This is a genomic window from Olivibacter ginsenosidimutans (assembly GCF_039542865.1).
GTDB lineage: Bacteria > Bacteroidota > Bacteroidia > Sphingobacteriales > Sphingobacteriaceae > Olivibacter > Olivibacter ginsenosidimutans.
Window position 1 is genome coordinate 95,750 of record NZ_BAABIQ010000006.1, and the last position, 22,278, is coordinate 118,027.

The following is a 22,278-nucleotide window of genomic DNA, read 5'->3' on the forward strand; positions in this document are numbered from 1 at the left end:
TTTTGGCATTGCTCTATGCCTTTGTGTGTACGCTTGCGGCACTGCTGTAATGGGCAACGTTGATGCCGTAGCTATGGAAGCAAGAGCTGCCTCGAATCCGGATGCTGCCAAAATGCGTAGGTCGGAAGATAGTATCCGCCAACAAGTAAAAACCAGCTACGATAGCCAGATCGGGGTGCGCGAAGCTAGCGGCCATAATGATGGCCTACAGGTAGAGACCTACCTGCGTTATACTGGCCTTGGTAAGGGGAATGCTTGGTGTGCTGCTTTTGTCTGCTGGGTGCTGGGGCAGACTGGTGTGGAAAACCCCAAAACAGCTTGGGCGGCCAGCCTCTTCCCAAATGATAAACTCATCTGGAAGCAAGGAAAACTGCTCGCAACGCGTAACGCACAACGCGCAACTACAAAAGGGTCACGCGCAACTGGCAACGCACAACTGGCAACTGTATTCGGCCTTTACTTCTCCTCCCTCAAGCGCATTGCCCACTGCGGTTTCATCGACCAATGGGGTGATCAGGAAGTGATCACGGTAGAGGGCAATACCAATGATAGCGGCAGCAGGGAAGGGGATGGAGTATACCGCAAGCGCAGGCCCATAAAAAGCCTCTACGCAATTGCTGATTGGATAGGAAAGGAGGAAAAACGATGAAAAAATTACCCTTATGGTTGTTATGCGTTACGGAGGCTTTGGCCTCCTGTACCGCTAACAAATGGAAAAGTGCAGCTAATATGATGCGCAGTGAGAGAACCCTTACTTATGCCGATACGAGCCTTGCGAAAAGCGAGGTCCTACGATTCGGCGAGAGCGGAAATTCTGCTTATGATGCAATTTGGTGGTTAAAAGGAGAGGTGTACATCAGTCCGGATAGCGGGATTAAGGCAAATGAAGTGTGGATACGCGATAAGGGGAGCTATGCCTTTGTGCAGCAATGGATAGACAGTATAGGACAGAAACGGAGCCAACGTGCGGTAGAACAGGAGGAATTGTGGCAATCGGCGCAACAAACACAGCAAACCAAAGAGGGCTTGGTAAAACAACCCTGGTTTATTTATGCCGGCCTAATGCTTATCCTTGTAGCCATGCTGTATCGTTTTTTAAAGAAAAGGACTTCATAGCTAATCACCATTATGTAAATAATTACTAATCAGTTTTTTATTTTCAAAAGAAGAAATAATCTCGTCTTCCTGCGTGGTATGTAAAATCAAGGAGTTGTTTTTCCAGGTTTCACGATCATAGGGTGTGTTTTTCAGGACATTGATGTCGTGTATTTTTGGTGTAATGATGGTGTAAGGCCCTTTCGAAAGTTGATCGTCATAGGCATACATCAAGATCTTAGCAACATAGGTTAACTTTTTGGCGGTAACAAAACCAAAGGTGGCTTTGCTGCTAAATCGAAGTTCGGCAAAATCAAGTAAGGAAGAACCCTGCTCGGATTTTTTGAAGTTGATCAAGACCTTAACTTCCGTGTTTTTTAAGCGGAGTGGCCCACTTAAATCAAATGAAAAATTAATGATCTGCCCATCGAGCTTCCACACATCAAATGTTTTGGTGTCAATATAAATGTCTCCGGAAAAAAGATTGCTGCGTTGCTTATCTTTTGGCGTACATTTCACGACTGCGATCGCTCTTGCGGTATGATCATCAACATACCGTGCTACGGTACAATGGTAGAGCGAATCGGGCCTGCGGCTGATTGGAGTGGTAATAACATTACTTGAAAGGTATCCGGTGGCCATGAAACTGAGAAAACTGAGATTGCTGAAGCTAATCATCGCCTTTTTGACGTTTGCATACCGCCCTTGAAGGGGTTGCCAGGCAGTCATTGCAAAATTTTGCCACTGTCCGTTGAAAAATACTTCCTGTAGGCCGGTATAAACGTCACCCTCTTGGGTAAATTGCCTGATGTAACCTTTGCCGTAGTACTTGCTCTTTGCATAGGGCGCCGCTTTTCGGAAAGCTTCACGAAGTAGTCGGAGCGCATCATTTCCACCAATAGACACCGTATCAAGACTAATGGTGGCAGGCTGGAGATGGAGGTTCAAGTTCTTCGTTTCTTCCTTGATGGTAATCGTGCTGGATTGGTAACCCACAGAAGAGAGAATGAGTGTAAGGGGCAATGTGTTTGTGGCTATTTCAAAAGCACCTGCTTCATTGCTCACGATGTTCGTGTGCTGCGTAGCATTGTAAATACGAACATAAGCAAGCGCTTGGTGATCCGTTGCGTCTGTAATTTTTCCTTGTATATTAAATGTGGATGTTTGGGCAAAGAGTGCTTGCCATACAACCAGTAGAGTAAGCGTAAGGATAACAAATAAAGGACGTAAAAATGTTATTTTCATGCGTAATCATTAAATGGAGCAATGCATACCCCTGTATAACATTGCTCCAATGAAGTGGGTGTGAAACCGATTAGGGTATCTACACCTCAAACGTAACGGATGCGCCGGCTTCCCAGCTGTTGTTGTTTCCCTTAGCAGAAAGCGTCCAAGCGGCAAATTCCATGCGTTCTTCCAGTTCTTCTACTTCGAAAAGTTCAACTAATTCAGCGTTGTAATCGGCTACTTTTGCTGTTACATCTTTCATAATTTTAAAATTTATTTTTAGCCGGATGTGTTGAATAAAGGCCAGTATGCCACCCGGTATAACATAACTGGGCTTTTAGATTTTACACCGGTAGCGCGAGAAATAATTGCACTTCCGTGTCCTTATTGCTCGCCTTGGCAGAAAGACCCCAAGTGGCAAATTCCATTCTTTCTTCTAGTTCTTCTACTTCAAAAAGTTCAACTAATTCAGCGTTGTAATCGGCTACTTTTACTTTTTCATTTTCCATTTTTACGGTGTATCATAAGTGGTTAACCGGATGTTATTCTATAAAGCATCTTAAGTCGTCCGGCTTAACTTAAACGATGCCAAGTACAGTTTTTTGATGAGTTTATACAGAAAAGATCCTACTAGCCAATAGAAGATGAACACAAAGAGATACTCCTTTTTAAGGACATCAAAGGTGACCTCCAGTTGTACGGTTTTTAGCAAAAGATCGATCACGATCTTAGGAAAATTGACAATAAGGTCCGCCTCCCTGTTCAGCATAATCCCAGCGTAAACTAAAATAAAGAGCACATTCATGGTTCCATACAGCAATAGCCAATTTTCTGTACGGTTGAAGGAGATGTGGTTTCTTTTGCTGGGCACAAATAGATAGGTGAACACTTCCTTAATCCGTCCGTTGGCCTTTGCTAACAAATTGGGAGTATTGGTGATGTCTGAGAAAAGCCAATACCCATCCATTCGGGCAAAAGGATTCAGCTCAAACAATACTTTTAATAGGATGAGGTAGAATGCTAGAAGAAACGAGGGTGATGTAGTAAAATAATAGATAGCCAATAGGCAAGTGGCGTAAAGGAGCTCGTTGGTTACCCCAGCAAGATTGACAATGATCCGTTGTTTTTTGGATGCTTGCCACACATGAGATACGTCGGCATACAACACGGGGAAAATAAGGTAAAAGCCAAAACCGATGGATCCATGCGAAATACCTGCCGCACGGCAAGCTGCAATATGCCCCAGCTCGTGGATCAAGGCAGCAGGATAAACCAGACAGGCTACTAATAACCAGTTAATGTTTGCCCACGTAGGTGCTGCTTGTGAATAGTACACGAGTCCACCAATCATCACCACCATAAGCAGACCGAATAATGCCCGAAATACCGTTGGTTTAAAAAGTGGACGAAAAGGACTGGATAGTATACCGGCTATTGCTGGTGAAAAAAAAGGTATTTTTAAAGAGAGGTATGGGCTTGTTTTTCGCTTTGGCAGGTTGGCATCCGTGGTAAGGATACCATAACCGGCTAATTTATGCTGAATAAGTTGATTGAAATCGGCCGTACTCAAATTAACCTTGAACTGTTGATTAAAGGCTGTTGTAGCATTTTCCAAGTCTTGGTTTTCTTGTAATAAACGAATCAGCGCTGCGCTGGCTTGATTAAGCAGGAGATGACGGCCGTCTGGTGTGTACAATACCCATTGGTTTTTATGGGATGCCGATAACGATATTCCTTCAATTAACATAGGCTAATGCATGTTTTTGTTCATATTGGTGAAGTGCGTTGAGCACGGTTGCTGTTGTAAATAAGCGATTGTGGTCGTCTATCATGACATTGACGCCGAAAGAACTGTTGCGCCAGTGTGCTACTTGCTCTGGATCGATAACGTCGGTAGCTGGAAGAAGAAGTACACGGTTGGTTTGCCAACTTCCATCATTCATTTGATGGGCTAAGAGCCAGTGTATACCGCGTTGAATAGAATCTTGATAACGATCACTATCGTACAACAGCAGTGCCTTGATGGCCAGTGCCGTATAAAGAGCACTAGCTTCATTTGCTTTCGGGTTATCCCAATAACCCTGAGGCTTTTGCTGGCTGCTTAGCCAGTTGGCCATTTTAGCGGCCGGCTGCTGGTATTTTCCGGAGGTGCTAAAAGCCATTAGCGTAAAAGAGGTGGCATATACCGGACTGGTCCACCAGTACGACGAAATGTAACCATCGGATGTTTGTTGCTGGTATAAATAATCGAGCGTTTTACTTGCTGCTGCTGTGTTTTTTAGCGACAATAATACGCATGCTGCTACGGCGCTAACACAATTGTGGGGACTTAACCAACCCGCAAGGGATATTTCATCACCAAGCTGCAATTTCTCGCGTAGCGCTGATTCCTGATGGTAGGTGCTCCACCCGCCGTTGGCGTGCATAAAAGACATCCATCGTTTGATGTAGCGACTGGGGATATCCATTGCATATTGTCCATGTAACCAAATAAGAAAATTCATGGAGTCTGCATCGCCGATGATGTGTTCGTTATACCCCGTTTCTATAGTGGATAAAAGTTTTGTAGAGATTTCCTGTAACAGGTTTTTATGATCGCCAATATCGCCTAGTTGCAAAGCCACATATGCTGTAATCCAATCCCTGCCAAAACCGGCCGACGTAAGAAAGTCATGCCAATAACCATCATGGCCTAAACTATCTTTTAGGAAATGAATCGCTTTTTGTAGGTGTTGCGCTGTAGTGTATGCTGGTAAGATGGTATCTGCCGCTAGTAATACCTGGCTTTTATGCGTTTTATCCTTAGTTTTTTGAACGAGTAAATTAATCTCCTTGATTTGGTTACGGCACCGTTCTTCTTTGGTATCGATAAAGGCCATTAATTGTCTTAACTGAGCCTTTTCTGCAATAGCTTTAGCGATTTGTAAGTGTTGTATGGCTTTGCGCAAATGGTTTTCAGCGATACCGGATAAGAAAAGGTAACGGTATTGTGCTGCTGTTGAAATAGACTGAGGGGAATGACCTTGTGCTTTTAATGCTTCAGCTACCAAACTTTGGATATAGGTCCATTGTCCTTCTGCTACATCTTTCTTGAAATCGTCTAGATCATCCAGGTATTGAAAGGCCATATGCAGGCGATGTAAGCATTCTAGCCATTGTATGCTGTGTGGGAAGGGGACAGGCGCCAGTCCGTTTAAAGCATATACAAGCGCGTCGCAAACCGCTGATTTGCCTACAGCTATCTTTTCAAAAAGGTCTTCGGAAAGGGTTGGTTTTTGTGCAGACCATTGTTTTTCAAGGAATATGGCATTGAAGTACCGTTGTTTACATGATGCTAAATGCTTCCAGAAAGGATGGTGATCGTTATATAATCGGCCAAGTTCTGCAGCAGATCGTTCAAAGAAAGCGAAAAAAACAGCTAAATTAACCCGCTTGGCCCCAGGGGTATCTCTACTATCTAAACTATGATCAAAAGCCAATAAGGCCCGAAAATAAAGATAGCTGGCAAACGATAAGTTATCTAGGCTGTGCTGGGGAATGGTTATATCTGAATTTTCAGTAAGAAAGGAAATCAAATTGAGGTAAAAAGCATGTTCCTGATAAAGTTCTGGTGCTGTTAGTGTTTCCTTATCCGATTGGTCGATAGGTAACAGATTCACATACGCGTTAAATTGTTTCATAATTCGTCCAGCCATTTTTGCCCGTGCAGGCAACACATCATAATTTTTGTTAAAAATAAACGATGCTATAGCTTACGTCAATCCCTGAAAACCATTATTTTCATTGCATGGTAAGTACTGTGTTTAACTAAGAGAATGGAAGGTCTTGCATCCAGTCAAATTTGTTCAACATTTATGTTTAATGAGGTGAAGGTAGATGTTGGCTCCTACATGATTTGTCATCGAGAAATCATTCTTTATAAAAAAGATGAAATAAGTTGCATATGTGTATTTTGTACACTATCTTTGTGTCATCATAATTTAGGTTTATAATTGGTTAGTTAGGAAGCCTTCAATCTCCCCGGTTGAAGGCTTTTATTATGCCCGCACCGAACGGTTGTTTGCGTCGTGGCAACGCTAAAGCTTACGATCAGTAGCCCCATCGCCAAAATATACTGGATGATGAATAAGGAAAACGCAATAATTGGTTAATCATATATCATTAACTGAACCGGGTAAAGAGATTTTCCTGGTCAGTTAGTCTAAAAATATACGTTTACTTGTAAAAAGCTGCTCAAGCGATTTTTTCCAGGAATAGATAAGGGTTGAAAAGTGTAATCGGGAAGTGTGCCGCGCAAGATATAATCTGCTGATAGGCCAATAGACCAATTCATGCCTTTGTTTCCAGTAGGAAAAAGATAGGTGAATGAAGCACCAGTCTCCGTGGCAGGGCTGTATCGGTAAAGATAATCATAATAGATAACGTGGTTGACAAAATAGCTTTCATTGATGTTATTGAAGGCAAACTCGCCGCTGAGGGGTAAATGGTAACCACCACGAAGCTGTACCTGTACCTGTTGGCCTCCTGTGCCTAATACCCAATTTCTACCAAATCCCAATTGGAATTGTAGTTGGCTTACCTCACTCATGGCGGATGTATTGCCGTCTTGCTGTAAGAGGTAGTGATAGTCTATAGCTGCCAGGTAATGCCAGCGGTTTTTGTTAAGCCTCCAGGTACTACCGTAGCTTTCCTTACGGTATAGGTAATTACTAACACCCAAGGTGGGATGATCATCATGGCCGTCGATCATTTCAAGATGGATGTTCCAATTAAAATCAGTGTTGCTGGAAGGATGATGTTTCCAGAACACAGACGTGGTAAAACGATCTTCGTTATAGGTATTGAATAAAGCATAAGTGAGCGGACTTTCATTGTACTGCTTGAATTGCTGCTGCTCATGTAACCAATCCACATCGGCTTGCCAGGTATTGGCCGCATTAGCGTTATAGGCTACATGCGCACCCGCGCCGAAGCGTTTCATGTCGTCATTGTAGTTAATTGCATTGGTTTTCTGGATGGCATTGCCATAACCATTATTGTACCAGTTTACATATAGCGGATCTTCTACATTCTCCGTATACTTTTCATTTTTGTAGGCTACCTGAACCCGTTCTCGGCCATATCCGTAACGAAAGGTGGCATGGTATTGCCATGCTGGAGAACGGTAACCCAAAGCCGCTAGTAAATTCAACTGAAAATCGTTGATGGCACCGCGTGGGTCATTGTTAGAAAAATGTTCGCCTACCCGGTAATTAAGCCCCAGTGTAAGTGGGAGATTCTCCGCTAAGAGATCTTTCTGTAGTGCTGCCTGTAGTTGGTAAACAGAACGTTCGTAATGATTATACCGCAATGATCCAAAATATAGGGGTGCTGATTCGTTAATGCGGGTTTGATGCCGCAATCGGGTGCTGTCTTCGTATTGTTTGGTGTAAGCGAAGCGCCCGTAGAGTTGTACCTTGCGCCAAGTGGTTTTTCCCTCGGTATCAAAATAATAGGCACGGGTTCGGGTGCTGCCTTGTGCAGGGATATACCGACCTTTATCGTATGTGGTACGTAAACTTAGCTGGTTAAAATTATCTTTCCAGTTACGAATCCAGATGGGCTGTTCGCGGATGTAAACGCGTTCATAAGTTGCCACTGGATCGAGGGCATAACGTGCCCGATCAGCCTGATCTAGGCTGTCGGGCACGTCTGCATATGCATATTGCAGGGCACAGCAGTGAACCAAAAGAATAAGTATGATACGATAGTTCGGATACATATGCACGAGCTTAACTTAGTCTGCGAATCCTCTTGGATTGGCCTTGATGACTACAAAATCTTCTGTCGAATTGTTCGTGTCTTTCAATATTTTCCGTCCCCCTTCTGTACGTTCCGTTTTACGAATAATGGCCTGCGAGGAATAGCGACCCAAAGTAACAAAAGCGAAACCTGCATCGAAATCGGGGCGGAGTTTTTTCGGTATCCGATCTTCGGCCAAGTTCGGTTGTGCCTCAACAGCATCCATGATGGCGTCTACCGGCAATTGAATATAGGTTTTGGCGCTTGGACCCGGTTCTGCAATCAGCGGTTCGTAATAAGCATTCAATGTGGTTACATCTAAGCCGTTTTCTGCCTTAAAGATAATATAGCTGTCTTTTCCGTTACTGTCGAGTATCCAGTCGTTTCCATCGTAATTAATCGGAAGCATATTGGGTACGCTTGGATTATCTATATCGGTGGCAAATGGTGTTTTTCCTGGAATGTCGCCATAATAGACTTCAAAGTCTGCATCGCTCAAATCGACCGTTAAATCGGGATCTTTAACAGACACTTCATCTCCTTTATTATTGGTAAAAGGCACTTTATGGTTGAGCGCGTTTTGAGCAATGATGATACTTTCACCGGGATTTACAGGGTACTCATTGCCTGAACCAGGAACCTGGAATAGATCACGCAGGTATACATAATCTTTATTGGCGTCGATGTCGCTGGGCATACCGCGCGATTTGCTCCAGTCAAGTTGTCCGTTCTCCTGATAATAATCAGCCTTGTCTTCAGGCCGTTGTTTACCCCATAAACGAGAAACATATAAGCCATCGGCATACAATACTTCGTCGGTATTATTGTATATTTCAAGAAATTGATCACGGAAATTGGCTCCATTCTTTGTGTCAGAACCGGCATAATAGACCTGTTTAATTAAAAATGCACCTGAAGTACCGTTTACCAATTCGAGTGATATGGTTTCCGAGAAACCTACCGGAATGTTCAGGTTATTTTGGGAAGCGTTGAAGGAAACATCAGCACCAGGATCGGTGCCCGTGAGTGCCTCATAATCACTTCGGCTCAGGGTAACGGCGGCGTTAATGTTATAATCGCCTGCGGCAATGCCGGTGAACGTTAATTTACCGGATGCATCGGGTGTTAATTCGGAAGTCGATTGATTCCGTAGGTTGATTAGGGTTACTTTTACTTGATCGAAAGGAAAAGATTGCTGGTCAGCAAGAGACAGGGCAGAACTAAGCTGTACCTGAAGATCAACTGTAGTGCTTTCTGGCCTATCTTTTTTACAGGCAGCCAGACTGGCGAGGGTTACGAAAAGGAGTATGAACTTTTTCATCATCTGTTGGTGTTTTATAGTTTAAAAGATATTTCTGCTCCAAAATTGGGCTTACTATTAGGTGTCAAAACTTTTGACGTCAGTTTTTCACGATAAATACGCGGTTGGTAATCCAGGAAATTGTAAACGTTGAACGATATCCGCAAGCGTTCATTGATTTCTTTAGCGACACTAAAATGGAAATTGGCGGCGAACAGATTGCGACTGATGTTGTCTTCCGTATAATCTTTTACACGTAAATCATACAGCAATTTATGGTCGGGATTGCTTGCGTCATAGTGATCGATGGCATAATACGTGAAATCGCGGGTCATATACGCTATCGGTTGGAAACTATAATCTTTTTGCTTACTATAGTTCATGAGCTGGAAATCGGCCGTAAACTCAAAGATCAATTTCAGACGAGGTAAATGGGTGGCGCTTCCGATACGACCGTTACTGCTATAACTTAAAGAGCTGCTGGGAAGGTAATAACCACGGACAATATCATTGGGGTCGGTCCCGGTATTGGTGATGTTTTCTGGGCTGACCATATTACTGCAGCTAACTGTACGATACAGTCCGCCGCTTGCATTAAACGAAGTGGCAATGGCGGCCACCCGCGGTGAGCTGTACATGACTTCGAAGCCATTGTCGGTAGAACGGAGCACATTAGCCAGCATACTATGTTGAATTTCTTTTACGACGGTCCCGGTTTGTTCAACGATGGGTTTTTGCCCTGTTTGTGCTATTGCTGTATACACCGGCAATTGTGGATAAACATAGTTGGTATAACTGTTTATACCGTTTTTATTGGTGCGATGGTACAGATTGAAAGCCAAACGATGACCATCTTTCTGCCAGCGGGCGGTAAATTCGATGGTTTGGCTTTGGCTGGGTTTTAAATGATCGGATGGGGGATCATAACGGTCGACATATATCCGGGAGGTGCTTTCATTAACTTTTCCGTTATAGGCATTCAGCAAGACGAGTTCGGTAAATACCGGGCCGGGATAACGATGGGCTAAACCGGGTGCCTTAAAGGCTAAGCCATAGGCTAAGCCGAATTGAAGGTTGTCGTTCCAACGGTAATTGAGGTTGGTACGTGGCGAAAAAGAGCTGTAGCCGTTTTGACTGTCCCAACGGGCACCGGCGGTAATGGATAGGGGTCTTTGGGCAATAGCTACCTTAAAATGATCTTCGATATAAGCACCTACATCTTTAGCCGCTACCGCTAGATGGAAATCATAATAGCGTTCGCTGTTTGATCCAAGATTTTGACGGGGCCTAGCGGGATCGGACAGACGCCCTTTTCCGTTATTGGCAGAATAATCAGCCGTAGTACCTATATTCAGGGTGTGTTGAATTGCGCCGGTTTTCCATAAGGCATAGCTTTCCAGACGTGCCGTTAAATTGAGGGGGCGCCCGTCGATATGATCAACCGCACGGTAGATACCGGCGTCATAGGTGCCTTCTACAATGCCGGTTTGCGTGGCATCGGTATAAAGTACAAATGCACTGTTTACAGACGTTTCCCGATATGTTTCCTGGTGACTGGTGCTATAACCCAAGTTTAAGGCAAAGCGCTTAAAAAAATTACCGTTGGTTTGGTAACTCCATCTGCTGCTTAGGTTGAGGTTCCAATTGTTGAATTTGACCATGGGCGATTGTGGGTCGTCTTCATCGCGTTTTACACCATCGATATGACGGCCATAGGTAGCCGATAGCGTGTGCTTTAACCGCTCTTGTTTGCCAAAGCGAGTAGTCCAGATCAGGGAGCCGTTGATACGGTTATACTGCTTAATTTTGTCTCGGTTATCGGCAAATGAATTGACGTAGCTAATGTTGTAATTGATGTCGCCAATTTTTTTGCCGAGATTGAAGCCATCAGAAAAACCATAAGAGGTTGCATTATCACGTAACTGCATGCGAAAATAAGCGGGGGATTTACCGGCTTGCCGTTCGACGATTATGGCTCCACTAGTGAGGTCGCCATAGCGCACGGAAGGTACGCCGGTAATAACTTCTATTTTTTCAATATTCTCGGTCGGGATTTGTCGAAGGTCAATACCACCAAAGGTGCTTTCGCCACTATACTTCATTTGGTTTGAGACATTATTGCCCTGTAGATTATACTGGCTGCCATTAATGCCGACATGAGCAGCGCCTAAGCCGGTGATGCCAGGGTTCAGACTTTGCATATTACTATTATTGCTCTGTGCAATATCATCTACAATAATGGCAACACCAAAGGAATTGTTTAGCTCTTGAACATGCCGCGAGCCGTTTAACGTCCTTTCAAATGCCGACCGCAGCGTAGCATTCTGCATTTCTTGCAAAGAAGGCGGCGTAATTTTGCGGTTGGGCAGAAAATTCAGTAGATCATTCAGGCTCAATGATGGGTAACGCTCTAACATTTCGCGATTGATGACAAGAGAGGAATTGGTAGAACCGCCGGTACTTTGAGCTGTAATTTCAATTTCATCGAGCCCAAGTGATGTATTCTGTAGTTTAACAACGGGAAGTGTCGTTATAGGAAACGTTAGTGCTCGTTCAACAGTCTGCTTCCCCATATAAGAGAAAATGAGTATACAGCTGTCGGCGCCCATAACCGAACGGTCTACTTGGTAGCGTCCATTTTCATCAGTCCGAACTTCATAACCAATGCCCTTTAGCTTAACAGAAGCATGAGGAAGGGGCCGGTTGTTTTCATCTACAACAAGTCCTTTTAACGTGCTTTGAGCGATTGCTATGGAATGATGGAAAATCAATAAGCTGCAAAGCAATCCAAACCATCTGGCATAAGCCCGCATTTCTTTTACTGTTTAGACTGAGTTTAAATAATGCTGCAAAAATGAGCAATCGCTTTTGAAAAAGCAAAGTTTATTTATATTAAGTCTGTATAATGTTTATTTTTGCCGCGATGAGCAAGAAATGGAAGGTTTTAGGTGCAATGTCCTTAATACTCCTGGTGTTACAGAGTTCGTTTAAGGCTTTTGAACAGGCAGAAGATGGCATAGCCATACAGCAGCTGCGTGATTTATATCAACGGCCAATAACGCAATGGCCAAAGCCTACGATTGATTCGGGCGTTAATTGGGTAGAATTTAAATCACTCCCGGGAGTGGATACCGCTTATTTTACCCTAATGGAACAACCGGATGTCGTATTAGGAAAGCTATTGTTTTTTGACCCTATACTTTCGGGTTCTAACCAGATTTCGTGTAGCAGTTGCCATAACCCGCAGACTTCATGGGCCGATAAATTATCGGTTTCTGTTGGGCACGACCATCAAACGGGCGCCCGCAATACCCTTTCGCTATTGAATGTGAGTCAGCGAAAAAGCTTTTTCTGGGATGGAAGGGTATCTAGCTTGGAAGAACAGGTAAAAAGTCCCATCGAGGCACATAACGAAATGGCCATGGATGGCACGAAACTACCCAAGAAACTGCATAAAATTAAAGCTTACCGCAGATTGTTCAAAGCCGCATTTGGAACGGAGGACATTACCTTCGATGCCATTGGTAAAGCCTTGGCGCGTTTTGAACGTACCCTAACGAGCAGAAGAAGCCGGTTTGATCGGTTTTTGAATGGCGAATTTAAGCAACTGAGTGATGAGGAAGTGTATGGCATGCATTTATTCCGTACCAAGGCTCGTTGCATGAACTGTCATAACGGGCAATACTTAACAGATGAGCAATTCCACAACATTGGCCTTACCTATTATAAACGTAAATATGAAGATTTAGGTCGTTACGTGATTACGCATGATCCACAGGATGTGGGTAAATTCCGCACGCCATCTTTACGTGATGTGATGAATACCAATCCTTGGATGCACAACGGTTTATTTGATAATATTATAGGCGTACTGAATATCTATAACAGTGGCATGCAGATGGTATCGGCCAAGCCGGAACAAAAAGCGGCTGATCCTTTATATCCGGTTACCGATCCGCTCATGAAGAAATTAAACTTAACAAAAACAGAAATACACGCTATTGCGGCTTTTCTGGAATCAGTAACGGCTACACAGTACAAAATGCGTCGACCGGAACAGTTGCCAAGGGATTAAGTATAAAAATCACCCTAAATTGTGCAGAAAGCAGTAAATAATTACCCTTACTTTGTGCGTAAATTGCTTAAAAATTACCCTAACTTTGTGTAAATAATTACAAAAAATTACCCTAACTTTACTCAACCTGCCTTATTTCTTAGTTTCACAATTGGATGCCTACCTCCAATGGTTCCAAACTCAAGTATAATGACCACCAACTTCGCCCTTTCTTCTACCGTATACCAACGCGCGATTAAGTGCGGATTAAGCACCGAGTGAGAAAAACCCGATCGTGGCACAATCAGCGCATGGTCGTGCCACGGTTAGCACCTAAAAAATGGGGGTAAATAGGCAGGATTTGATTGGTTATTGGTAATGAGGCAGAAGAGAGAAAAATACTTGTAAATGTGTATTTTGTACACTATCTTTGTCTCATCATAATTTAGGTTTATAATTGGTTAGTTAAAAGCCTTCAATTTCCCCGGTTGAAGGCTTTTTTATTGCTTTAAAAACTCCTTTAAAGGTTGTATAAACCGGTCAAAAACTTCGATATGTGGAAGATGGCCTACATTGTCTAGTTCTACAAGCTTTGAACCTTTAATTTTTTGCTGGGTTGCTTTTCCCAGCTTTTGATATTGGCCCATTTGAGCGGCCACTTTTGGATCTTTCACTTGGTTTTTTCCGATAGCCGTTCGGTCTCGTGTTCCAATAATTAAAAGGGTAGGTGCCTTGATGTTTTGAAATTCGTAGACAACGGGCTGCGTGAAAATCATATCGGATGTTTTAGCGTTTACGAGGGCCACTTTTGGATAATCGGGTGATTTCGTCCAACCGGTGAGGAGGTATACCCATTCGTCATATTCCGGTTTCCATTTATTATCATAATAAAATCCCGACTGGTATTTTTTGGCAGATGCGTAATCTGCTTTCAATTCAGTCTGGTAATTTTGGTCAATGGAGGTATAAGGGGCAACAAGCTTCCAGTCTTCTAAGCCGATGGGATTTTCAAGTATCAGTTTTTCAACCATTTCGGGATACATCAGCGTGAAACGTGTGGCTACCATCCCGCCCATGGAATGGCCCAATAGGTAAATTTTATCCAGCTTTAATTCGTCTAAAATAGCTTTCGTATTTTGCGCCAATTGCTGAAAGGTGAATTGGTAATTTGTTGGTTTGGAAGATTTTCCGAAGCCAATCTGATCAGGTGCTACAACACGGTATCCTTCGCCCGTTAGCGCTTGGATGGTAGTTTTCCAGTAGGCACCATTAAAGTTTTTACCATGAAGCAGCACAACGGTTTTCCCGTTTGGTTTTTCGGGTTTTACATCCATATAGGCCTTTTTAAGCACTTCTTGCTGATTGTCTACATCGAGGAAATGAACCGATAGGGGTATTGGTAATTCGTTAACATAATATCCAATACAGGGCGTGCGTTTTGGGCATGAGCAATAGCAGACATGGCGATTAGCGTAAAGAGGGCGATATATTTTTTCATAAGCTTAACTGGGTTTGATTCCTTACTGTCAATATGTTCTCTGTATAAATGGTGAATGATATAAAGGTCGCCAAAATATGCCAAACGATAGCTATGAATAAGGTAATAATTGGGCGACAATGTGTCGCCCGTGTTTGCATCAAAGCGTTAATATACCTAATTAATTTTCTGACTCCTTAAACGTAAAGCGTTCAGAATAACCGAAACCGAGCTAAAGCTCATGGCCAATGCGGCATCATTGGTGAAAGTAACACGCCCCAAATAGGGTAAAGCAAACCGGCAGCGATGGAATACCCAAAATATTATAGCCCAAGGCGAAAAATAGGTTCTGTTTGATGTTGGCCATTACGTGTTTGCTTAAGGTATGGGCTCTGGCAATACCACTTCACTGCCTACCTTTTCGGTTACCATTACAAAGGTTTTATTTCCATTGATGGTTCCGGCCTGTACGGGATCGCCTTTTTTCTTCTCCACCGGGGATGGGCTCATCAGAGATATAGATTCGTCAATAACGGCGTTTCCATCTTCAATACTTCCACCTACCGGAACTTTTTCCCCTGGCTTTACCGCAGCAAATCGCCGGAATGAATGATATTGATTTCTACCTCCTCTTCTTGCCCGTCCCTAATGCGTGTCGCTTTATTGAGGGCCAATTTCAGTAATTCTTTGATGGCGCTTTTGGTTTTACCTTGTGCACGGGCTTCCAGCAATTGCCGCAGTATTACGAGGGTAAGAACAACAGTGGAATTGCTTTCATGGTAACGAGCTTCATACCGCATATAGGGCATGTGCCGCGCTTGTCGCGGATAATTTCGGGGTACATGGGGCAAGTGTAGCTGCTCTTCTGATGAGCGGTATGTTGTATAGTCTCTTGGTGCCCATGCGGATGTGCTCCATGTTGATGGGAGGAATGATGTTCCATTGCTATTGATTGATTAAAGCATTGTATGGTTTATGATTAATAGGTATATGCTAAAAAATTTTCAGCTTAACGGCGCAATCTGCCATCAACAGAAAATACCGCTCCATGTATTGTCATCCTTAAATCATCCTTTGCAAAAGGTGTAAAAAGATTTTGAAATGTGTATTTCGTACACTATCTTTGTATCATCATAATTTAGGTTTATAATTGGTTAGTTAGGAAGCCTTCAATCTCCCCGGTTGAAGGCTTTTATTATTATGCACAAGCTACAATAATACTAATTGAAGCATAGATTACACGATGGAGCAAGATGTCTAATGACGGATAATGTTTCAAAGGTTTTAATAGGAATGCAAATGTCCCCCAGATAGAAAAGCCTAAAATTGTAGATAAATAATGTTTCATAAATTCAAAATCAGTGTATTCTCGTTTGTTAAATGCGTGGCGTCCTAAAATAACCGCCAGCCGTTTAGAGCTTTCAATCTTTTTCAACCCATTGCAACAGCACTAGTAAAAAGGTGCCGACTACGATTAATAGGGCTGTTATACAAAGTATCGTTACATAGTTTCCGGTTGTTTTTACCGAATAACCCGAAATGATGGGTGCTATAATTTGAGCTAGTCCGTACGTTAAAGTGAGTTTTGACATTGCTTTTACGGGATTTTGCGGATAGTTGTTGCCAATCAGCGTGAGCGTTAAACTCACAATTCCGACAAAGGTACTTCCAAAAAGGATTGCCCCGATGAGGTTGGGAATTTGAGCCGCACTAAAAGCGGGAATTAACACCGAAACCACCTGTAACAAGTAAGCGATTATCAGTGAATTGATTGCCCCTGTTTTTCGGGAAATGAAATCCCACAAATAGGTTGCAGGCATTCCAGAAAGCCCGACAATTAACCAGATGAACGCACTCTTTCCTTGAAATGTAGACAATTGTTTAAGCATATCAACGATAAAAGTAGCACTAATCACATAGCCGAAACCTGCACAAAAGTAAGCGGATAGCATCAGCCAAAACCATTTCCGGGAAACATTTTCGGCAGATGAAACGCTTGTTTTATTCGCTGCTTCTATTGTGGGTTTTGGTAGCCAAAACCAAGCGGGAAGAAAAAACAAAATGCCCAACACGCCATATATAAACCAAAGTTTGTCCCACGAAAATGATTTTTCAAAAAGCAAAAAAACAACGCCCGAAAAAAATATGCCCAAGCCAATTCCCGAAAAATGAAGTCCTAATTCTTTTTTGAAATGGTGCGTTGTGAGCCACTCCAAAACCAAACCCGATGCCAAGGTAAACCCTGCAATGCTTGAAATTCCTGATAAAAAACGCAGCATTCCCCAAGCAAAATAGTTGGTTGTAAATCCCATTGCAACAGTGGTAACAATGGCTGCAACTAATGAAATGCGATAGAAATAAAACTTATGCAAATGGCTTTTTAATTTTATGGCAATTATCGCCCCTGTGAAGTAACCGATATAATTTATTGCCGCCAGCAAACCACCTGCAACAGCCGATAGATTGGCTTGTTCTTTCATCACGGGTAAAAGCGGTGTGTATGAAAACCGGGCAATGCCGGCGGTGAGGATTAAAGAACATATCCCTGCTATAATTACTTTTATTCTTTCCATAATTTTCGTATATTAAGATTATTCATATTGGAAAATTTGTTTGTACAAAATTATAAACTTCACTACATTTACACTTCATTTAATAATGAAGTATGGATGTTTCAGAGAATTTCACACAGATTACAGCACTTATTTGTGAACCGTCAAGAGCCAAAATATTATGGTATCTGTTGGACGGAAGTGGTTATACAGCTTCGGAATTGGCTGCTTTTGCGAACCTGTCGATTACTTCTGCCAGCAATCATTTGTCTAAACTTTTGGAAGCAGGATTGTTAAAAGTAGAGCATCAGGGAAGATACCGTTACTATTCTTTTTCAAATGCAGAAGTAGCTTATGTTATCGAAGCACTGGCACAATTGGCTCAACTCAAAAACAAGCGTAAAACGATACAATCAGTTTCAACAGGTATGAAACGTTGCCGAACTTGTTACGACCATTTGGCGGGAACGGTCAGCATTCAACTTGTTGAAGCAATGCAAAAGAAGAATTATCTGAAAATGGAAGACAAGCAATATTCGGTTACAAAAAAAGGTTGGGACTGGCTGCTGCAATTTAATATCAAGCAAAGCGAGTATGAAAATATCCGTCGTCCTTTGACAAGGCAATGCCTTGATTGGTCGGAACGCCGTTCTCATTTAGCAGGGCAACTCGGTGCGGATTTGTTAAAGGCTATGTTACAGCGAAAATGGTTCAGAAAAGTGCAGTTTTCCAGAGAAATGATTGTAACCGCAAAGGGTCGCAAAGAGATTGGCGATTTGTTTGGCGTAACAGTATCCTGATAAGAACGCCAGATGATTTGCCTTAAACAAACTTTCTGATGCTCATAGCATATCCCAAGTGCAGACCCTCGTGAAAGTTATTGCATTCAAAAGCATCTTGCACAGATGTTAAGTGAAATCCTATCCCTGTTGTTCGTTCGTTATAGGTAACAAAAATGCCATTTTGATAATCGTTAATTGTCTGTTCAATCTGTGAAGTCAACAGGGTTTTCAATTCATCTGCTTCTTGTTGGGAAACAGGTTCGGTAGGCTTGGTTCCCGATTGGTATTTGTTGAACAGCTCATCGGAAATATGTCCGTGTAAATTTGAACCCTTGTAAATCAGTTTGTGCTGTGTAGCAATGATGTGTCCGATGTTCCAAATCATATTGTTGTTAAATCCGGCAGGAATTTTATTGAGTTGGTCTAAGGAATACGTATCAAATAAATCCAGATATAGTTTTCGGCTTGCTTTCCACGCTTTGAATAATGCTTGCATTTGTTTTGTCAATGTTTTTGTACTTGCGGGTTATTGTAAAATGCTTTATAATTCACAAACACCCGCAATGCGTATTTTGTAATAGTCAGCAATTAATTCATTACTTATGACAGCAAATTTAAACAATAAAAGAACATATTGATAAGCATTCAGTTAAGATCAAACAACGCTCTTTTACTTCATTTCTTTGGACGCCGTGTGGAAAGAAAAGAAGTCTGCAAAAAATTATAAATGGAATAAAGAATATCTCACGCAATAACCTTATAGTAACTTTTAACTTATTCCTTAACGGGTCACTCGCCAAAGACAAAAAATGATTTTACCTGATATTCTTCCGTATCCTACTTAGTGATTGTTGTGTAACACCTAGGTAAGAAGCGATATAAGCCAACGGAATACGATTTATCAATAAGGGATAATTTTCTATAAATTCCAGGTAGCGTGTGGTGGCATCTTGCGAAATGACGGGATTTTTTCTTGATTTCTGATACATACATATCTGCACCATTTTGTTCTTGATATTGTCCCACCCTACAATAGTTTGAGAAAGTTCTTCCCAGCTCTGGCTGGAAAACACGACAAGCCTGCAATCTGTACAGGCTTGTATATATTCCGTAGATGTCGTATTCGCTTCAAAATTGACATAATCACACACCAGGTTATTTTCCGTGATAAAGTGCCGCGTGATTTCTTCGCCTTTGTTGTTGTAATAACAGCCTCGAATCACACCCTCCACAACAAAACCAACTTGTCGGGGAATTTTTCCGGCTTCTGAAAAATACGCATCTTTGCGAAGTTCCATTGGAGACACTTTACTTGTGATGAGGTCAATTTGCTGTTGGTTAATATTCCCAAACTGCAATATGTACGCAATCAGTTCTTTCATTGTAACAAAATTAGCAAATGAATTAGAATAGCGTTTTATGTTTATTCATTTAATACTTACCACGGAATTTCACCCGTTTCCGGATTAGTTTCCTCACTAAAAAATTTTCCGGTAGGACCATCCTGTCCTATGAGCGCATATTTTGAAATACGTTTAGCTGCTACTTCCACCTCGCCACCATTTCCGAACGTAAAATCGGTCTTTGTATAACCTGGGCAAACGGCATTTACTTTAAATGGTGTATCCCGTAGTTCATAAGCCAGATGAACGGTGTACATATTCAGCGCTGCTTTGGATGAAGCATACACTCCATATTTTGCATAGTCGTACGCCGGCCAATGCGGATTACTTTGCAGTGTTAACGACCCTACGCTGGTGCTTACGTTGACAATTCTTGGTTCGGTGGATTTACGCAATAAATCAATAAATGCTTTTGTAACTCTTGCCGTACCCAATACATTGGTATTGAATGCTGAAAGAAATTCTTCGGAAGTGGCTTCCAATACGGTGTAAGGAGCACTGCCTCCGTTTACGCCTGCATTGTTAATTAATACATCTAATACATCCGTTTTTGCACCGACGGTTTCCCGTGCTACCTTTACAGAGTTATCATCGCTTACGTCAATTTGAATGGCTTCGACATGGGTCAGATTTTCCGCTCTTAGTTTTTCAACGGCTTGTAATCCATTTTCTAAACTTCTGCTTCCAATATAAACAAAAAGTCCTTTTTCTAATAATTGCTTTGCTGTTTCAAAGCCAATGCCTTTGTTGGCTCCAGTGATAAATGCTGTTTTCATTTTCATTTAAAATTTATAATGCAAAATTGCATTACATACAAATGAAAGCATTTACCAAATGGTAAAAAGCGCTTTTCGAGGATTTTGAGCTGCTGCATAAGCCCGTTGATAAACAAACCGGAAATAGCGTTCCATTTTGGGGAATGCTTTCAGCAATTTTTCCTGATTGTCTTGCGAAATGTAAAGTATCTGTGATTTTTCTAAAGCTTGAATGTAAAATTCAGTAGGTAGTTTATGTTCATAAGCAATATTATCGGTAAGCCACCAGGTTTCGACAGCAAATTCCGTAGTTTGTTCAATACCTTTTTCGTTAATGAAAAATTTGCGTAGCAATCCATTCAACACAAAATAATGGTATCTGCAAGTTTGCCCTTCTTCCAATAAGTTTTCTTTTTTCGACACCTGTTTTGTCTCAAAGAATTTCAAAATCTCTTCAAATTCTAAAAATTCGTTCACGATTTCGACTTTGCTATCAGTAGAAGCTTTGGCGGTGCTTTTCGTTGCAGTACTCAGGCACTGTTGAGAACGTTTTAATTTACGGATGAAATTTTTCACCTTTCTTTAACATCTCAAGTATTGTTTGGATTCGTTTATTTCTTGTTTCAGGTTTTTTGGCGGTTTGCAGTCGCCACACAATTGAATAGATATTTGTTTTGTTAAGTGTTTTGAAAAACGCTTCTGCCTTTTTATCCTTAGCTAATTCATTTAGAAAGTCCGTAGGTACAACCATGTTGCTTGACGATTCGTACGCTTGCTCCCATCTGCCATCTGCTTTTGCTGTTTCTACTTCTTCAATACCTGCTGCTTGCATCATTCCTAATTTGTCAAGTCGTTCAACATGCTCCCGATTTCTTTTAGACCATATGCTTTTATGTCTTCTTGGCGTGAATTTTTGAAGCCATGATGCTGTATCATAAGTTTTTTTTTGTCCATCAATCCAACCATAACATAATGCTACATCAAGTGCCTCCGCATATGTGATTGTTGTCACTCCAGATTTTATTTTGAAAAGCCGTATCCAAATGCCTGATGACTCTTTATGATGTTTTGCCAGCCATGAAGTGAAATCTTCAGTAGAGATGAATGTCAGAATTGGCAAATTCGGTTTTGCCGCTTTGTTTTCGCCCTTATTTTTATTTGTCATTTTAAAACTGGTTTCAAGTTAACACTATACTTTGTTCGGAGTGCAATGATTGCAGCCAAAGTCCAGTATAAGCGTAATAAGAGATTTGAAAGCATAACACTTTCAACCGAATACAAAGATAACAAAAAGGACTAACCTGTCATTTAGCACATTTGCCTGCAATATGTATTCGATGTTCCAGCTGTGCTTTTGTTAGCCGCTTCGATTATGAAAAAGATCGCCTGATCCAGCTTGGCGATATTAAGACGGTTATATTTAAGTGTATGAATATTTTGAAGAATTAATGAAATTAAGAATCTAGTAGCCATAAAAGGCAACCATGATGCCTGGTTTGAGAGGTTTATACAGACCGAATAAGTTGAATAGAAAAAAGAACGATCAAAGGGTTAGAAATAGCTACACACTTGTAAATACATTAATTGAATGTATTTCTAAATTCCAAAGGCGAAAGGTTTGTCTTTGTCTTAAATAATTTGCTGTCCGTAAAACATTTTGCTCACGCCACGCTTCAGCGAAATCGTGTAATGGCCGAAAACGACCGGAGTGTTTTCTTCAAATACACGGTCAAGGTCAGCATATTTGACAATGCTGATGAGCGGATGCTCCGGAGCGGGTAGATTGTAGAGCCGGTGATATTCGCTGACAGATTTAATATGGATAGGTTTACGATTTGTCATGATACAAATT

The 22,278-nt window shown here is 41.9% G+C and carries 24 protein-coding genes; 4 read left to right on the forward strand and 20 right to left on the reverse strand.

All coding sequences use genetic code 11. The features are described from left to right. The first annotated feature begins 73 nt into the window (after positions 1-73). Both ABD930_RS06485 and ABD930_RS06490 read left to right on the forward strand, forming a co-directional pair. On the forward strand, positions 74-649 hold the full coding sequence (locus ABD930_RS06485; RefSeq protein WP_345230912.1) for a peptidoglycan-binding protein: 576 nt from the start codon (positions 74-76) through the stop codon (positions 647-649). Beyond that, positions 646-1,116 (forward strand): hypothetical protein, encoded by a 471-nt coding sequence (locus tag ABD930_RS06490; RefSeq protein WP_345230913.1) that lies wholly within the window; start codon positions 646-648, stop codon positions 1,114-1,116. Before ABD930_RS06485 ends, ABD930_RS06490 begins: the two co-directional genes overlap by 4 nt. Here ABD930_RS06490 and ABD930_RS06495 read toward each other — a convergent pair whose 3' ends face one another. From ABD930_RS06495 to ABD930_RS06530, 8 genes are all read right to left on the reverse strand, one after another. After that, positions 1,117-2,340: a carboxypeptidase-like regulatory domain-containing protein gene (locus ABD930_RS06495; protein ID WP_345230914.1), complete on the reverse strand. Its 1,224-nt coding sequence runs from the start codon at positions 2,338-2,340 to the stop codon at positions 1,117-1,119. A gap of 79 nt (positions 2,341-2,419) precedes the next feature. Continuing rightward, positions 2,420-2,584 carry a hypothetical protein gene (locus ABD930_RS06500; RefSeq protein ID WP_345230915.1) on the reverse strand — a complete coding sequence of 55 codons (165 nt, stop codon included), beginning with the start codon at positions 2,582-2,584 and terminating at the stop codon, positions 2,420-2,422. Between the two features lie 82 nt (positions 2,585-2,666). After that, positions 2,667-2,831 (reverse strand): hypothetical protein, encoded by a 165-nt coding sequence (locus ABD930_RS06505; protein ID WP_345230916.1) that lies wholly within the window; start codon positions 2,829-2,831, stop codon positions 2,667-2,669. A gap of 50 nt (positions 2,832-2,881) precedes the next feature. Further along, positions 2,882-4,069 (reverse strand): zinc metalloprotease, encoded by a 1,188-nt coding sequence (locus tag ABD930_RS06510; protein ID WP_345230917.1) that lies wholly within the window; start codon positions 4,067-4,069, stop codon positions 2,882-2,884. After that, a complete protein-coding gene (locus ABD930_RS06515) occupies positions 4,059-6,002 on the reverse strand; it encodes a prenyltransferase/squalene oxidase repeat-containing protein (protein WP_345230918.1) in 1,944 nt (647 codons plus the stop codon). The genes ABD930_RS06510 and ABD930_RS06515 overlap by 11 nt, the downstream gene beginning before the upstream one ends. Positions 6,003-6,523: 521 nt before the next feature. Then, positions 6,524-8,083, reverse strand: coding sequence for a DUF6850 family outer membrane beta-barrel protein (locus ABD930_RS06520; protein ID WP_345230919.1), 1,560 nt, complete (start codon positions 8,081-8,083; stop codon positions 6,524-6,526). 15 nt (positions 8,084-8,098) lie between these two features. Further along, a complete protein-coding gene (locus ABD930_RS06525; RefSeq protein ID WP_345230920.1) occupies positions 8,099-9,427 on the reverse strand; it encodes a DUF4876 domain-containing protein in 1,329 nt (442 codons plus the stop codon). An 11-nt stretch (positions 9,428-9,438) separates the two neighbouring features. Continuing rightward, entirely contained in the window at positions 9,439-12,216 is a 2,778-nt protein-coding gene (locus tag ABD930_RS06530) for a TonB-dependent receptor (RefSeq protein WP_345230921.1), read from the reverse strand. A 110-nt stretch (positions 12,217-12,326) separates the two neighbouring features. Here ABD930_RS06530 and ABD930_RS06535 point away from each other — a divergent pair, with 110 nt between their 5' ends. Next, complete coding sequence (locus ABD930_RS06535; protein ID WP_345230922.1) at positions 12,327-13,478, forward strand: cytochrome-c peroxidase; 1,152 nt, start codon at positions 12,327-12,329, stop codon at positions 13,476-13,478. A 479-nt stretch (positions 13,479-13,957) separates the two neighbouring features. Here the strand turns inward: ABD930_RS06535 and ABD930_RS06540 are convergent, their stop codons facing one another. The 6 genes from ABD930_RS06540 to ABD930_RS06560 all read right to left on the reverse strand — a co-directional run bounded on the left by ABD930_RS06540 (position 13,958) and on the right by ABD930_RS06560 (position 17,507). Then, positions 13,958-14,791, reverse strand: a complete 834-nt coding sequence (locus tag ABD930_RS06540; protein ID WP_345230923.1) for an alpha/beta fold hydrolase — start codon at positions 14,789-14,791, stop codon at positions 13,958-13,960. 32 nt (positions 14,792-14,823) lie between these two features. Beyond that, on the reverse strand, positions 14,824-14,955 hold the full coding sequence (locus ABD930_RS06545; RefSeq protein WP_345230924.1) for a hypothetical protein: 132 nt from the start codon (positions 14,953-14,955) through the stop codon (positions 14,824-14,826). Positions 14,956-15,312: 357 nt separating this feature from the next. Continuing rightward, positions 15,313-15,486: a hypothetical protein gene (locus tag ABD930_RS06550; protein WP_345230986.1), complete on the reverse strand. Its 174-nt coding sequence runs from the start codon at positions 15,484-15,486 to the stop codon at positions 15,313-15,315. Between the two features lie 32 nt (positions 15,487-15,518). Further along, the gene (locus ABD930_RS06555; protein WP_425571106.1) at positions 15,519-15,734 is read right to left on the reverse strand and encodes a hypothetical protein; all 216 of its coding nucleotides are present in this window, start codon (positions 15,732-15,734) and stop codon (positions 15,519-15,521) included. After that, a complete protein-coding gene (locus ABD930_RS21845) occupies positions 15,677-15,877 on the reverse strand; it encodes a heavy metal-binding domain-containing protein (protein WP_425571107.1) in 201 nt (66 codons plus the stop codon). Before ABD930_RS21845 ends, ABD930_RS06555 begins: the two co-directional genes overlap by 58 nt. A 478-nt stretch (positions 15,878-16,355) precedes the next feature. Then, the gene (locus ABD930_RS06560) at positions 16,356-17,507 is read right to left on the reverse strand and encodes a YbfB/YjiJ family MFS transporter (protein WP_345230926.1); all 1,152 of its coding nucleotides are present in this window, start codon (positions 17,505-17,507) and stop codon (positions 16,356-16,358) included. 92 nt (positions 17,508-17,599) lie between these two features. On the opposite strand from ABD930_RS06560, the gene ABD930_RS06565 reads away from it, so the two are divergent. After that, positions 17,600-18,286, forward strand: coding sequence for an ArsR/SmtB family transcription factor (locus tag ABD930_RS06565; RefSeq protein WP_345230927.1), 687 nt, complete (start codon positions 17,600-17,602; stop codon positions 18,284-18,286). Positions 18,287-18,308: 22 nt separating this feature from the next. On the opposite strand, the gene ABD930_RS06570 is transcribed toward ABD930_RS06565, so the two are convergent. From ABD930_RS06570 to ABD930_RS06595, 6 genes are all read right to left on the reverse strand, one after another. Further along, positions 18,309-18,764: a DinB family protein gene (locus tag ABD930_RS06570; protein WP_345230928.1), complete on the reverse strand. Its 456-nt coding sequence runs from the start codon at positions 18,762-18,764 to the stop codon at positions 18,309-18,311. Positions 18,765-19,083: 319 nt separating this feature from the next. After that, positions 19,084-19,650, reverse strand: a complete 567-nt coding sequence (locus ABD930_RS06575) for a Crp/Fnr family transcriptional regulator (RefSeq protein ID WP_345230929.1) — start codon at positions 19,648-19,650, stop codon at positions 19,084-19,086. A gap of 56 nt (positions 19,651-19,706) precedes the next feature. Next, positions 19,707-20,447, reverse strand: a complete 741-nt coding sequence (locus ABD930_RS06580; RefSeq protein ID WP_345230930.1) for an SDR family oxidoreductase — start codon at positions 20,445-20,447, stop codon at positions 19,707-19,709. A gap of 51 nt (positions 20,448-20,498) precedes the next feature. Next, entirely contained in the window at positions 20,499-21,002 is a 504-nt protein-coding gene (locus tag ABD930_RS06585) for a Crp/Fnr family transcriptional regulator (protein ID WP_345230931.1), read from the reverse strand. Further along, the gene (locus tag ABD930_RS06590; protein ID WP_345230933.1) at positions 20,983-21,591 is read right to left on the reverse strand and encodes a YdeI/OmpD-associated family protein; all 609 of its coding nucleotides are present in this window, start codon (positions 21,589-21,591) and stop codon (positions 20,983-20,985) included. Before ABD930_RS06590 ends, ABD930_RS06585 begins: the two co-directional genes overlap by 20 nt. Before the next feature lie 464 nt (positions 21,592-22,055). Beyond that, complete coding sequence (locus tag ABD930_RS06595; RefSeq protein WP_345230935.1) at positions 22,056-22,268, reverse strand: hypothetical protein; 213 nt, start codon at positions 22,266-22,268, stop codon at positions 22,056-22,058. Between the last annotated feature and the right edge of the window lie 10 nt (positions 22,269-22,278).

Coding starts and splice junctions, on each gene's coding strand:
- ABD930_RS06485 (WP_345230912.1), top strand. CDS start 74: ATGGAAGCAAGAGCTGCCTCGAATCCGGATGCTGCCAAAATGCGTAGG.
- ABD930_RS06490 (WP_345230913.1), top strand. CDS start 646: ATGAAAAAATTACCCTTATGGTTGTTATGCGTTACGGAGGCTTTGGCC.
- ABD930_RS06495 (WP_345230914.1), bottom strand. CDS start 2,340: ATGAAAATAACATTTTTACGTCCTTTATTTGTTATCCTTACGCTTACT.
- ABD930_RS06500 (WP_345230915.1), bottom strand. CDS start 2,584: ATGAAAGATGTAACAGCAAAAGTAGCCGATTACAACGCTGAATTAGTT.
- ABD930_RS06505 (WP_345230916.1), bottom strand. CDS start 2,831: ATGGAAAATGAAAAAGTAAAAGTAGCCGATTACAACGCTGAATTAGTT.
- ABD930_RS06510 (WP_345230917.1), bottom strand. CDS start 4,069: ATGTTAATTGAAGGAATATCGTTATCGGCATCCCATAAAAACCAATGG.
- ABD930_RS06515 (WP_345230918.1), bottom strand. CDS start 6,002: ATGAAACAATTTAACGCGTATGTGAATCTGTTACCTATCGACCAATCG.
- ABD930_RS06520 (WP_345230919.1), bottom strand. CDS start 8,083: ATGTATCCGAACTATCGTATCATACTTATTCTTTTGGTTCACTGCTGT.
- ABD930_RS06525 (WP_345230920.1), bottom strand. CDS start 9,427: ATGATGAAAAAGTTCATACTCCTTTTCGTAACCCTCGCCAGTCTGGCT.
- ABD930_RS06530 (WP_345230921.1), bottom strand. CDS start 12,216: ATGCGGGCTTATGCCAGATGGTTTGGATTGCTTTGCAGCTTATTGATT.
- ABD930_RS06535 (WP_345230922.1), top strand. CDS start 12,327: ATGAGCAAGAAATGGAAGGTTTTAGGTGCAATGTCCTTAATACTCCTG.
- ABD930_RS06540 (WP_345230923.1), bottom strand. CDS start 14,791: ATGGATGTAAAACCCGAAAAACCAAACGGGAAAACCGTTGTGCTGCTT.
- ABD930_RS06545 (WP_345230924.1), bottom strand. CDS start 14,955: ATGAAAAAATATATCGCCCTCTTTACGCTAATCGCCATGTCTGCTATT.
- ABD930_RS06555 (WP_425571106.1), bottom strand. CDS start 15,734: ATGCGGTATGAAGCTCGTTACCATGAAAGCAATTCCACTGTTGTTCTT.
- ABD930_RS21845 (WP_425571107.1), bottom strand. CDS start 15,877: ATGGAACATCATTCCTCCCATCAACATGGAGCACATCCGCATGGGCAC.
- ABD930_RS06560 (WP_345230926.1), bottom strand. CDS start 17,507: ATGGAAAGAATAAAAGTAATTATAGCAGGGATATGTTCTTTAATCCTC.
- ABD930_RS06565 (WP_345230927.1), top strand. CDS start 17,600: ATGGATGTTTCAGAGAATTTCACACAGATTACAGCACTTATTTGTGAA.
- ABD930_RS06570 (WP_345230928.1), bottom strand. CDS start 18,764: ATGCAAGCATTATTCAAAGCGTGGAAAGCAAGCCGAAAACTATATCTG.
- ABD930_RS06575 (WP_345230929.1), bottom strand. CDS start 19,650: ATGAAAGAACTGATTGCGTACATATTGCAGTTTGGGAATATTAACCAA.
- ABD930_RS06580 (WP_345230930.1), bottom strand. CDS start 20,447: ATGAAAACAGCATTTATCACTGGAGCCAACAAAGGCATTGGCTTTGAA.
- ABD930_RS06590 (WP_345230933.1), bottom strand. CDS start 21,591: ATGACAAATAAAAATAAGGGCGAAAACAAAGCGGCAAAACCGAATTTG.
- ABD930_RS06595 (WP_345230935.1), bottom strand. CDS start 22,268: ATGACAAATCGTAAACCTATCCATATTAAATCTGTCAGCGAATATCAC.